The organism is Nocardia yamanashiensis NBRC 100130 (genome assembly GCF_001613325.1).
GTDB lineage: Bacteria > Actinomycetota > Actinomycetes > Mycobacteriales > Mycobacteriaceae > Nocardia > Nocardia yamanashiensis.
In genome coordinates, this window is record NZ_BDCD01000021.1 from 186239 (window position 1) to 199379 (window position 13141).

Sequence of the window (13141 nt, forward strand, 5' to 3'; positions counted from 1 at the left end):
GCGGCCGATCGGGGGTACAACACTTGTGTGGCTGGAGTTGTTCGTGGGACCAGAAGGGCGCGCCGGCGCGGCGCGATAGCCGCCCTCGCGGCGGTATTCCCGCTGGCCGCAGGCGCTGTCGTCGCGGCCGGACCGGTCGCGGCCGCCCCCGAGACCGGGGGCGTCCCCGCCTCGGTGCAGAAGTCGCAGTGGCTCAATGACCGCCGCGTGTCGCTGTGGGTGAACTCGCCCGCCACCGGCGCGCCGGTCGAGGTGCAACTGCTGCTGCCCCGGGACTGGCATTCCCGCCCCGACGCCCGGTACCCCGTGCTCTTCATGCTCGACGGCCTGCGCGCCACCGACGACGAGAACGGCTGGACCAAGGACGCGGGCGCGGCCGGCTGGTTCGCCGACAAGAACACCCTGGTGGTGCTGCCGGTGGGCGGTCAGTCCAGTTTCTACGCGGACTGGCTGGAGCCCAACAACGGCCGCAACTACAAGTGGGAAACCTTCCTCACCAAGGAATTGCCGCCGCTGCTGGAGAGCCAGTGGCGCGCCACGAGTCAGCGTGCGGTGGCCGGGCTTTCGATGGGCGGCAGCGCGGCCATGATGCTCGCGGCCCGCAATCCCGGCTGGGTCAAGCACGCCGCCTCCTACTCCGGCTTTCTCACCCTCACCACGCTCGGCATGCCGCAGGCGGTCAATTTCGCCATGAAGGACGCCGGCGGTTTCGACTCCACCGCCATGTTCGGCCCGCCCGGCAACGACGCGTGGAAAGAGCACGACCCCTACGAATTGGCCGAGAAGCTGCGGGGTTTGAGCCTGTACGTCTCCAGCGGCAGCGGCACCGCGGGCGCCACCGATCCGCCCGGTGATCTGCCCGGCTTGACCAGCAATTACGCGGGCATGGGCCTGGAAGTGCTGTCCCGCTTGAGCACCCAGAACTTCGTGGCCAAGCTGAACAAGCTGAATATTCCGGTACAGGTCAACTACCGCCCGTCCGGTACTCACACCTGGCCGTACTGGGACTTCGAAATGCGCCAGTCCTGGCCGCAGACCGCCGCCGCGCTCGGCGTGGACGCCACCGCGGGGCAGTGCACGCTCGGCGGCGCCATCGCCGGTGTGGCACAGGCCAACAACTGGCTCGGCGACTGCCTGACCGGCGAATACCCCGTCAACAACGGTGTGGCGCAGGACTTCCGGGGCGGGCAGGTGTTCTTCTCCCCGGCCACCGGCGCCCAGCCGACCGGTGGGGCCATCGGCGGCAGCTACGCGGGCCTGAACGGCGCGGCCAGCGGTCTCGGTTTCCCGACGGCCGGCGACGGCGGCCTGCCCGACGGCCGCGGGCGCTGGCAGACCTTCCAGAACGGATCCATCTACTGGACCCCGCAGACCGGCGCCCAGGCGGTGCGCGGCGCGGTTCTGGACGCCTGGGGCAAACAGGGTTTCGAGCGCAGCCCGGCCGGCTATCCGACCGGACTCGAACAGCGCACCCCGAGCCGGGACGGCGTGGTCCAGGGCTTCGAGAACGGGCCGATGTACTTCAGCCCCAAGACCGGCGCGCATCTGGTGCAGGGCCTGATCCTGGGCAAGTACTCCGCGCTCGGTTTCGAGAACAGCCCGTACGGCTTCCCGGTCGCGGACGAGCAGCCGCTCAAGGACTTCGGCCGCTACAGCGCCTTCGAGAACGGCAATATCTATTGGAGCCCGCTCTCCGGCGCCTGGGGCGTGCGCAACGGACCGATCATGGATGCCTGGGGCGCACTGGGTTTCGAGAACGGCAACCTCGGCTTCCCGATGGCCGACGAGACCCAGGTCCCCGGCGGCGTCCAGCAGACCTTCCAGTTCGGCTCCATCGTGGTCCGAGACGGCAAGCCCCAGGCCCTGACTCACGACGGCAAGCCGATCGCCCTCCCCGGCGTCGTCGACCCCAAACCCGACGCCAAACCGGTGGAGAACAAGCCCGAACAGCGCCCCGCGGCGAAGCCGGAACAGCAGGCGGCTCCCACGCCCGCCGCCCCGGAACCGGTCGAAGGCTTCCCCCTCCCCATCCCCGCACTCGGTCCTGAAGTGCGGCCCAACAACTGAGGCGACCCGCCAGCACAACGGGCGTGCCGGACGCTGAGAAGTCGATGAGGTTCGTTTGTGAGCCCGGGACGTCGCGAGCGGTTACCGCTAGCCTGGGGTCCGACCTTGTGCCCGCAGACAGATCAAGGAAACGAATAAATGCATCGGACCCGTGGAAAGGTTGTCGGCGTGGTGGCCACCCTGGCTGCCGTCGGCCTGCTCGCCGCCTGCGGCAATAACGACTCGACCGCCAAGAGCACGCCCACGCTGGCCCCGACCACGTCCAAGGCAGCCGCGTCCGCTCCCGCCACCCCGTCCGCCGAGGCCCCGTCCGGCGGCCAGTCCGGCAGCTCGGAGGCCGCCGCGCCGACCAGCCCGGCCCCGGTCGAGCGCCCGCAGCCGGTCCCGAGCCAGTACGTGACCACCCCCAGCAATGCCACTCCGCTCACCGACAAGGACAAGACGTTCCTGGAGGAGCTGAAGAAGAAGGGCATCACCCCGGCCTCCACCGATATCGCCCTCACCGCGGGCAATCTGGTGTGCCAGGGCAAGGCGGGCAATGCGCCCGAGGATCAGATCATCACGTACGTGACCGCCATCGCCGGTTCCGATCCGAGCTTCGACGAGTCGAAGATGCCGGTCGAGCAGGCGGGCAAGATCTATTACGAAGTCGCCTCCAGTAGCTACTGCAAGTAGGGACGAATGTCGACGCGCCGCTCCGGACGCCGGTCCAAACCGGCAGGCTGCCTGCTGATCATCGCCGTGATCGTGATCGTGATCATTCTGGCGTTGCTGCTGTGGTACCTGCTGGCCGGCCGGCTCCACCTGCCCAAGCCCGGGAAGCCGGGCGGGGAGCAGCCGCCGACCTCGCAATCCGCCGACTGCCCGGACGTTTTCATGCTGTCCGTGCCCGGCACCTGGGAGTCGAACAGCAATGACGACCCCTACAACCCGACCGCCAACCCCGCGTCGCTGATGCTGAACATCTCCAACCCGGTGCGCGAGAAGTTCGACAAGCAGCGGCTCGAGGTCTACACGGTGCCGTACGTGGCGCAGTTCTCGAATCCGATCGCGATTCCGCCGGACGGGCAGGCGTCCTACAACAAGAGCCGCTCCGAGGGGTACGACCGCGCCAACGCGAAACTGGCCGAGACGTACAAGAAGTGCCCGCTCACCACCTACGTGCTGGCCGGTTTCTCCCAGGGCGCGGTGATCGCCGGCGATCTCGCGGCCCAGATCGGCGCGAACAAGGGGCCGGTGCCGGCGCAGCAGGTACTCGGTGTGATGACCATCGCCGACGGCCGCCGGGACGAAGGCGGCGACGGCAAGGCCCTGGAGATCGGCGCCTCCCCGGCCGGGGTGGGCGCGGAGGTCGCGCTCAAAGGCCTGAACGTCCCTGGCATCACCATGACCGGACCGCGCGGCGGCTACGGCTCGCTCGCCGATCGCACCTACACCATCTGCGCCACCGGCGACCTCATCTGCGATTCGCCTGCGGCAGCACTGAATCCGGCCAATATCCTCGGTTCGCTCGGCACCCTGGTCCGCGCCGCGGGCAACCCGGTGCACAGCCTCTACAACGGCTTCGTGGTGGACGAGAACGGCACCACCGCGACCCAGTGGACCGTCAACTGGGCTAGCGGACTCATCGAGAACGCACCCCATCCCGCGCACTCGTGAAAACGGCGCTCTGCTCACGGCCGCGAACTCGAGAAGTTCGCGGCCGTCTCGTTCTGGACTGAGTGGAGCGGAGGAGCGAAGCGGGGGAGCGGAGGGAAGGAAGAACGAGACATAGAGGCCGCGAACCCGCCCGGAGCGCAGCGGAGGGCAATCAGACACCTTCCGACCCCCCAGTTTCAGGGTCACCTAGTAAAGTGCTCCGGGTTGCGACACCCCCCGAGGTCGGGAGGTGCTTCAACTCACATCCATGTCCTTGTTGTGTCGTTTGTGGGTTCCCACCCACCCATTTGGAGGCATTCGCGTCGGTCTTTGCTTCAGACGAGACTGTGAGCTGGGAGATGTTCGGCCGCTCCGAAGCATGGCCGATCTACTCCTCTGTAACATGTCTCTGGTTTGAGAACATCTAGCCAATAGACGGTCACCGCGCAGACCGCAAACGAATTCTGCAGGTCGGTTCTCGCATGGAGCTGCTCCCGCGGGCGAAAGAGAGTCGGGGCCTCACAGGTAACAGCGGCACAATCGCCGTATGCCGCCGCGTGTGCCTCGGAGGAGAAGAAGGAATGGACGAGACTTTCGACGATTACCTCGACGAAACGGGGAACATCACGATTCCCGAGGGCAGCACCCTCGTCGACTACGTCGAGAAGCACACCCACGGTAACGACGCCGATGACTTGGCGTACCGCTACATCGACTACTCACGCGAGCGCGACGGTGAGTATCAGGATCTGACCTGGAGTCAGTTCGGCACCCGGCTGCGCGCGGTGGCCGCCCGACTGCAGCAGGTGACCAAGCGGGGCGATCGGGTCGCGATCCTCGCTCCGCAGGGCCTGGACTACGTGATCTCCTTCTTCGCCGCCATCTATGCGGGCACCATCTCGGTGCCGTTGTTCGATCCGGACGAGCCGGGTCACACCGATCGCCTGCACGCGGTGCTGGGCGACTGTGAGCCTGCGGCGATCCTGACGGCCAGCTCCTCCGCCGCCGGGGTTCGCCAGTTCTTCCGGTCGCTGCCCGCCGCGCAGCGTCCCCGCATCATCGCCGTGGACGCCATTCCGGACAGCGTGGGCGAGTCGTGGATCCGCCCCGATATCGCGGTCGACGATATCGCGTATCTGCAGTACACCTCGGGTTCGACACGCGTGCCCGCCGGTGTGGAAATTACGCACCGAGCGGTCGGTACGAACGTTCTCCAGATGGTCAACGCCCTTGATCTGAACTGGAACTCGCGTGGCGTCACCTGGCTGCCGCTCTACCACGACATGGGTCTGCTGACCGTGATCCTGCCCGCCGTCGGCGGCAAGTACATCACCATCATGTCGCCCGCCTCGTTCGTCCGCCGCCCCGCGCGCTGGATCAACGAGCTCGCCGCCGTATCGGACGGCGCCGGAACCTTCGCCGCCGCACCGAACTTCGCCTTCGAGCACGCCGCCGTGCGCGGCCTGCCCAAGCAGGGCGAAGCGCTGGACCTGTCGAACGTCATCGGCCTGATCAACGGCTCCGAGCCGGTGACCACCAAGTCGATGAAGAAGTTCAACGAGGCGTTCGCCCCGTACGGCCTGCCCAAGACCGCCATCAAGCCCTGCTACGGCATGGCCGAGGCGACCCTGTTCGTCTCCGCCACCCGGCACGAGGACGAGGCCAAGGTCATCTACGTCGATCGCGCCGAGCTCAATGCCGGCCGCATCGTGAAGGTGGAGCAGGGCGCGCCCAACTCCATCGCACAGGTGTCCTGCGGTTACGTCGCGCTCTCGCAGTGGGGCGCCATCGTGGACCCGGAGACCGTCGACGATCCCGAGGGCGCGCGCGAGCTCCCCGAGGGCGAGGTCGGCGAGATCTGGCTGCACGGCAACAACATCGGCATCGGTTACTGGGGTCGCGCCGAGGAAACCCAGAAGACCTTCCGGAACCGGCTCACCCGCCGCCTGACCGACGGCAAGAGCCACGCCGAAGGCGTTCCGGCCGAAGGCAACTGGCTGCGCACCGGCGACTACGGCGTGTACGTGGACGGCGAGCTGTACATCACCGGCCGGGTCAAGGACCTGGTCATCGTGGACGGCCGCAACCACTACCCGCAGGACCTGGAGTTCTCCGCCGAGGAAGCCTCCAAGGCGCTGCGCCCCGGTTTCGTCGCGGCCTTCGCGGTCCCGGCCAACCAGCTGCCGGCCGAAGTGTTTGCGCAGGACAGCCATTCGGGTCTGACGTTCGACGAGGAAGACGGCAGCGAACAGCTGGTTATCGTCGCGGAGCGGGGTCCGGGCGCCGGCAAGGCGGATCCGGGGCCCATCGCCGACGCGGTGCGCGCGGCGGTCTCCTCCCGGCACGGCGTCACCGCGCGTGACATCCTGCTGGTGCCCGCGGGCTCGATTCCCCGTACTTCCAGTGGCAAGATCGCGCGTCGTGCCTGCAAGGCGGCGTACTTGGAAGGCACACTGCGTGGTGGTTACACGCAGCAAGCTTTCCCCGATGCACCAGACGAGGAATGAGGCGTAAGTCTCATCGGTTGAATGGCGCGAGCCCGCAGCGGCTCGCGCCATTCGTTGAATCACCACCGATTCACTGCCGCGCACTCTACGCAGACAGGTAGCTTGAGGACTGATGGCTGAGAACGAGGGCATGCCCCCCACCAACACGACCGAGAACGCTCCGGCTGCCGAAGCCGCGCCGAAATCCGCGCCCACGGGTGCGGACATGACGGTGCCGGAACTGCGGGAGTGGCTGCGCAAGTGGGTCGCCGACGCGACCGGGCAGCCGCTCGAGAACATCACCGTGGACCGGCCGATGGAGGAATTCGGGCTGGCCTCGCGGGATGCGCTCGCGCTCGGTGGTGACATCGAAGAGCTCACGGGCGTGCTGCTCAATGCCACCGTCGTCTATCAGCACCCGACCATCGCGTCGCTGGCCGAGCGAATCATCAACGGGGAACCGGATCTTCCGGTCGAATCGGTGGACGAGTCGTTCTACACCGCCGGATTCCACCCGGACGAGGCGCACGATATCGCCATCGTCGGGCTGTCCACCCGGCTGCCGGGTGCGGGCGAGACGCCCGAATCCACTTGGGAATTCCTGATCAACCGCGGTGACGGCGTCCGCGACCTACCCGAGGGCCGCTGGGACGAGTTCCGGGGCGACCCGCGCTTGGACGACATCATCGAGAAGTCGAATGTCCAGGGTGGTTACCTGGATCAGGAAGTCATCAAGGGCTTCGACGCGGAGTTCTTCGCCACCTCGCCGGTCGAGGTCGAGCGCATGGATCCGCAGCAGCGACTTTCGCTCGAGCTGACCTGGGAAGCCTTGGAGCACGCCCGGATTCCGGCCAACGAGCTCAAGGGCAAACCGGTCGGCGTGTACATCGGCTCGACCGGCAACGACTTCATGATGCTGGCCGCCATGGGCGTCGGCAATGCCGAACCCGGCACCCCGGCTTCCGCCGAGGCCTACGGCATCATGGGCTCGGTTTCGTCGATCATCCCGAACCGCGTCTCCTACTTCTTCGACTTCCGCGGCCCGTCGGTCTCGGTCGACACCGCGTGCTCCTCCACCATGGTGGCGGTGCACGAGGGCGTGCGCGCGCTGCGCGGCGGGGAAGCCGATCTGGCCGTCGCCGGTGGCGTGAACATGATCCTGGCCCCGGCCGCCTCGCTCGGCTTCGACGCCAACGGCGGTATCGCCAAGGACGGTCGCGTCAAGGCGTTCTCGGCCGAAGCGGACGGCATGGTCCGTTCCGAGGGCGGCGGCATGGTGGTGCTCAAGCGCCTGGCCGACGCCGAACGCGACGGCGACACCATCTACGCGGTGGTCAAGGGCTCGGCCGTCAACAACGACGGCCGCTCCAACGGTCTGCTCGCCCCGAACCCGGACGCGCAGGCCGAATGCTTGCGCCGGGCGTACCGGGACGCCGGAATCGCCCCGTCCACCGTCGATTACATCGAGGCGCACGGCACCGGCACCGCGCTGGGCGATCCCATCGAGGCGGATGCCCTCGCGCGCGTGGTCGGCCGCGGCCGCGACGACGACAAGCCCGCCCTGCTCGGTTCGGCCAAGACCAACTTCGGTCACCTGGAGTCCGGTGCGGGCGCGGCCAGCTTCGCCAAGGTCATCATGGCGTTGCAGCACAATGTGATTCCGCCGAACCTCGGCTTCGCCAACCCCAGCCCGTTCATTCCGTGGGACACCGCGCACCTCAAGGTCGTCGCCGAGCCCACCGAATTCCCGCGCTACAGCGGCAAGGCCACCATCGGCATCTCCGGCTTCGGTTTCGGCGGCACCAACGCGCACGTGGTCGTCCAGGAGTACGTGCCCGCCACCGCCGCTCCCGTCGCCGACACCGCGGACGAGGCCGGCGACGACCTCGACAACGAGACCACCGGCGTCATCGCCGAAGCCGAGCGCATCGTGGAAGCCGCTGCGCCGGAACCCGAATGGGGCAATCGCGAAGAGCCGCTGCCGCTGATCCTCCCGGTCTCGGCCTACCTGCCCTCGCGCCGCCGCCGCGCCGCCGCCGATCTGGCCGATTGGCTGGAATCGGAAGCGGGACAGGCGACTCCGCTGGCCGATGTGGCGCGGTCGCTGGCCAAGCGCAATCACGGCCGCTCGCGCGGCGTGGTCATCGCCAAGACGCACGAAGAGGCCGTCGCCGGGCTGCGCGCGATCGCCGAGGGCAAGCCGGGCACCGGCGTGTTCACCGCCGACTCCCCGTCCATTCGCGGACCGCTGTGGGTGATGGCCGGTTTCGGCGCCCAGCACCGCAAGATGGGCAAGCAGCTCTACACCGAGAACTCCATCTTCCGTAAGGCCGTGGACGAGGTCGACGAGCTGGTGCTCGACGAGGCCGGCTACTCGGTCAAGGAAATGATTCTCGACGATGCCCAGGACTGGGACATCGGCACCGGCCAGGTCGGCACCTTCACCATCCAGGTCGGCCTGGCCGCCATCCTGCGCGCGCACGGCGCACAGCCGGAGGGCGTGGTCGGCCACTCGCAGGGCGAGGTCGCGGGCGCGTACATCTCCGGCGGCCTGCCGCTGGAGGACGCGGTCCGGGTGATCTGCGCCCGCTCGCGCCTGATGGGCGAGGGCGAGGCCATGATCACCGACGATCAGGTCCGCAATATGGCGCTGCTGGAGTACTCCGCCGAGGAGGTCGCCAAGCTCCAGGAGACCGAATTCCCCGATATCGAGGTGGCGGTCTATGCCGCGCCGACCAATACGGTCATCGGCGGCATGCCCGATCAGGTCGCCGCCATCGTGGCGCGGGCCGAATCCGAGGGCAAGTTCGCGCGCGTGCTGCAGACCCGCGGCGCCGGGCACACCTCGCAGATGGATCCGCTGCTCGGTGAATTGGCCGCGGAGCTGGCCGGTCTGGAGCCGACCAAGCCGAAGCACGACCTGTACTCGACGGTCCGCAAGGACGGCGTCTTCCGCGCGGGTCACGACGCGGTGCACGACGTCGACTACTGGGTCACCAATATGCGCGGCTCGGTGTACTTCACCAATGCCATCCGGCAGGCCGTGGACACCGGCATCACTACCTACCTGGAGCTGGCCCCGAACTCGGTGGCCCTCATGCAGGTCATGGGCACCACCTTCGCGGCCGGGGTGCACAACGCGGCGCTCATCCCGACGCTCAAGCGCAAGGAAGACGAAGCCGCGGGCATCATCACCGCGCTGGCCCAGCTGTACGTGAACGGCCACTACGTGGACCTGCCCTCGCTGGTGCCGGCGGGCGGCGGCTACGCGGACGTGCCGCGCACCGCGTTCGTGCGGAAGCAGTACTGGCCCAAGGCATCCGGCGGTTTCGGCGGCGGCGCGAGCAATACCCGCGTCCCCGGCGCGCATGTGGCGCTGCCGGACGGCCGCCACGTCTGGGAGGTGCAGGCGAGCGCCGTCACCGACCTGACCGCGCTGGTGCACGCCGCTGCGGCGCAGGTGCTTTCGGACGTCACCGTCGGCGCCTCGGTCGCGCATCTCGCGCTGCCGTTGTCGGGCACCCTGACCACCACGCTCACCCCGCATCCGGGCGGCGCGTCGGTGTCGGTGCACGCCAAGGAGGGCAATGCCTTCCGGCCGCTGTTCGACGCGGTCGTCACCTCCGGCGCGCCGCTGCCGGAATCCGCTGTGGCACAGCCGATCGCCGCCGCTCCGGCCGCCGAGGTCGCGGTCATCGAGGCCGCTCCGGGTGAGCGCTGGGACCCGAACGGCTCGCAGACCATCGAGCAGCGGCTGGGCATCATCGTGGCCGAGTCCATGGGTTACGCCGTGGAGGACCTGCCGATGGAGATCCCGCTCATGGAGCTGGGGCTCGACTCGCTGATGGCCATGCGCATCAAGAACCGCGTCGAATACGAATTCGACATCCCGCAGCTGCAGCTGCAGGCGGTCCGCGACGCCAGCCTGCTCGAGGTGGGCAAGGTGCTGCGCTACGCCATCGAGCATCGCGATCAGCTGGACGAGATCGCCGCGCGCCAGGCCGCCGGTGAGGACATCACCGTCGACGCCGACTTCGTCTCGGCCGCCCGCGCCGCCATGGCGGCCGGCGGCGATCCGGCCGCGCTGCTGCCGAAGACCGAGACCGCGTCGCCGCAGGCTGACACAGCGCTGCCGCAGACCGAGACCACCGATCCGGTGGCCGAGGCCGAGCAGATCACCGAAGCGGCTGCGCCGGAAGCGGTTACCGCCGACTACGAGGCGTCCGCGCCGATCGCCGAAACCGACGCCGACAATGTGCCGCCGCGCAATGCCCCCGAACGCCTCGCCTTCGCCACCTGGGCGCTGGTGACCGGCAAGTCGGCGGGCGGCATCTTCAACGCGCTGCCCGAACTGGACGAGGACACCTTCGCCAAGCTGGTGGCCCGCCTGTCCGAGCGGGTGCAGGCCGAGATCCCGGCCGAGGAAGTGCGGGCCTGCAAGAGCATCGAGCGGCTGGCCGAGCTGGTGGCCTCCTACCAGGAGCACGGCAATGACGTGGAGGGCTTCGTGCGCACCCTGCGCGCACGGGAAGCCGGTTCCACCGCGACGCCGGTGTTCGTCTTCCACGCCTCCGGCGGCAATACCCTCGCCTACGACGCGCTGGTGAAGCGACTGCCCGCGAGCACCCCGGTGTACGGGTTCGAGCGGGTCGACGGTTCCATCGAAGAGCGTGCGCGCCAGTACATTCCGGAGATCTTGAAGCGGCAGCCGGAGGGCCCGTACGTGCTGTACGGCTGGTCGCTGGGTGGCGTGTTCGCGCTCAAGGTGGCCGAGCTGATGCGGGCCGACGGCCACGATGTGGGCGTGGTCGGCCTGATCGATGTGGCGCTGCCGTCGCAGCCGCACGTCGACACCCCGGAGGAGCGCGTGGCGCGCATCCGCCGGTTCCAGAACTTCGCCAAGAAGACCTATGGCTTCGAGGGCGAACTGGACGACGAGCAGCTGGAAGAGCTGGCCGCCGCCTCCGACGAGGAACAGATCGATATCGTCATGCAGCTGGTCAAGTTCGCGGGCGTCGACATCCCCGGCGGTGTGCTGGAACATCAGCGCACCTCGTTCATCGACGGCGGTGAGCTCTACCGGTTGTCGCCGCTGCGTTACGAAGGTCACGTGGTGCTCTACCTGGCCGACCGCTACCACGACGGAATCATCGAACTGGAACCGCGTTTCGGTGAGCGTCTGCCCAATGGCGGCTGGGAGCAGCACATTCCGGATCTGGAGATCATCCACATTCCGGGCGACCACCTCCAGATCATCGACGAACCGCGTATCGCGACCATCGGGGCCGATCTCACCAAGAAGCTCGCCGAGATCGACACGCATCCGAAATAGCTCCACAGCGAAACAGGTTCTGCGAAAGTAGGTTTTCAGCCGAAAGGGGACCAGTGAGTACTGCCGGGAAACTCGCCGACCTGCGACAGAAGCTGGACGTCGCGAGGGAACCGGCAGGAGCAGCGGGTATCGCGAAGCGGGCGCGCAAGGGCATCCCTTCCGCCCGCGACCGGATCAATATGCTCTTCGATCCGGGCACCTTCGTGGAAATCGGTGCGCTGGTTCGCAATCCGGGCGACAAGAACGCGCTGTACGGCGACGGCGTGGTCACCGGCCACGGCCTGGTGGACGGTCGTCCGGTCGCCGTCTTCTCGCACGACCAGACCGTCTACGGCGGTTCGGTCGGCGAGATGTTCGGCCGCAAGGTCGCCGGCATCATGGAATTCGCGGCCAAGGTCGGCTGCCCGGTGGTGGGCATCAACGATTCCGGCGGCGCGCGCGTGCAGGAGGCGGTGACCTCGCTGGCCTGGTACGCCGAACTGGGCCGGCGGCAGGAACCGTTGTCCGGCTTGGTGCCTCAGATCTCCATGATCCTGGGCAGCTGCGCGGGCGGCGCGGTCTACGCGCCCATCAATACCGATGTGGTGGTGGCCACCGAGGCCGCGTACATGTTCGTCACCGGTCCCAAGGTGATTCGCGAGGTCACCGGCGAGGACGTGTCGCTGGAGGAGCTCGGCGGCGCGAATTCCCAAGCGCAGTACGGCAATATCCACCATGTCGCCAAGGACGAGGCGGCGGCGTTCGAATGGGTGCGCGAGTACCTGAGCTATCTGCCGTCCAGCTGCCAGGAGCTGCCGCCCATCGTGAATCCGGGGCTGGAACCCGAACTCACCGAATCGGATCTGGAACTCAACGGCATCGTGCCGGATGCCGACAATGCCGGTTACGACATGCACGAGATCCTGATCCGCATCTTCGACGACGGCGCGTTCCACGAGTTCGGCGCGTCCGCGGGCAAGAACGTGATCTGCGGTTTCGCCCGGGTGGACGGCCGCACCGTCGGCGTGGTCGCCAATCAGCCGATGGTCTACGCCGGCGCGCTGGACGCCCGCGCCTCGGACAAGGCCGCACATTTCGTCCGGCTCTGCGACGCCTTCGAGATCCCGCTGGTCTTCGTCGTCGACACCCCCGGCTTCCTACCCGGGGTGGAACAGGAGAAGATCGGCGTCATCAAGCGCGGCGGCCGGTTCATCTTCTCGTTCGTGGAGGCCACCGTCCCCAAGGTCACCGTGGTGATCCGCAAGTCCTACGGCGGCGGTTACGCGGTCATGGGTTCCAAGCAGCTCGGCGCGGATGTGAACCTGGCCTGGCCGACCGCCCGCATCGCGGTCATGGGCGCGGAATCGGCGGTCAGCCTGATCGGCGCGAAGTCGCTGGAGGCGGCTCCGGAGGAGCAGCGCGCGGCCATGCGCCAGCAGATGATCGACTTCTACAACGCCACCATCGCCACCCCGTGGGTCGCGGCCGAGCGCGGCTATATCGACGCCGTCATCGACCCCGCCACCACCCGCCTGGAAATCCGCCGCGCCCTGCACCTGCTGCGCGACAAGAAGATCCCGCGCAACCCCCGTAAACACCACCTTTTGCCGCTCTGACGCACCCGCTGCGGCTCGCCGAT

General features: G+C 67.9%; 6 protein-coding genes. All 6 read left to right on the forward strand.

Translation table 11 applies throughout. The features are described from left to right. Positions 1-27 precede the first annotated feature (27 nt). Positions 28-2067, forward strand: coding sequence for an alpha/beta hydrolase-fold protein (locus NY1_RS25180; RefSeq protein ID WP_084535313.1), 2040 nt, complete (start codon positions 28-30; stop codon positions 2065-2067). A gap of 138 nt (positions 2068-2205) precedes the next feature. After that, complete coding sequence (locus NY1_RS25185; RefSeq protein WP_067718177.1) at positions 2206-2742, forward strand: DUF732 domain-containing protein; 537 nt, start codon at positions 2206-2208, stop codon at positions 2740-2742. Positions 2743-2748: 6 nt separating this feature from the next. Beyond that, the gene (locus NY1_RS25190) at positions 2749-3726 is read left to right on the forward strand and encodes a cutinase family protein (protein WP_067718180.1); all 978 of its coding nucleotides are present in this window, start codon (positions 2749-2751) and stop codon (positions 3724-3726) included. Positions 3727-4286: 560 nt separating this feature from the next. Further along, a complete protein-coding gene (fadD32, locus tag NY1_RS25195) occupies positions 4287-6212 on the forward strand; it encodes a long-chain-fatty-acid--AMP ligase FadD32 (RefSeq protein WP_067718184.1) in 1926 nt (641 codons plus the stop codon). A gap of 112 nt (positions 6213-6324) precedes the next feature. Then, on the forward strand, positions 6325-11523 hold the full coding sequence (pks13, locus tag NY1_RS25200; RefSeq protein ID WP_084535314.1) for a polyketide synthase Pks13: 5199 nt from the start codon (positions 6325-6327) through the stop codon (positions 11521-11523). 53 nt (positions 11524-11576) lie between these two features. Continuing rightward, positions 11577-13118: an acyl-CoA carboxylase subunit beta gene (locus NY1_RS25205; protein ID WP_067718187.1), complete on the forward strand. Its 1542-nt coding sequence runs from the start codon at positions 11577-11579 to the stop codon at positions 13116-13118. Positions 13119-13141: the final 23 nt, after the last annotated feature.

What these genes read in the sequence shown, in the direction of transcription:
- NY1_RS25190 (WP_067718180.1), top strand. Translation starts at nt 2,749, where the DNA reads ATGTCGACGCGCCGCTCCGGACGCCGGTCCAAACCGGCAGGCTGCCTG.
- fadD32 (WP_067718184.1), top strand. Translation starts at nt 4,287, where the DNA reads ATGGACGAGACTTTCGACGATTACCTCGACGAAACGGGGAACATCACG.
- pks13 (WP_084535314.1), top strand. Translation starts at nt 6,325, where the DNA reads ATGGCTGAGAACGAGGGCATGCCCCCCACCAACACGACCGAGAACGCT.
- NY1_RS25185 (WP_067718177.1), top strand. Translation starts at nt 2,206, where the DNA reads ATGCATCGGACCCGTGGAAAGGTTGTCGGCGTGGTGGCCACCCTGGCT.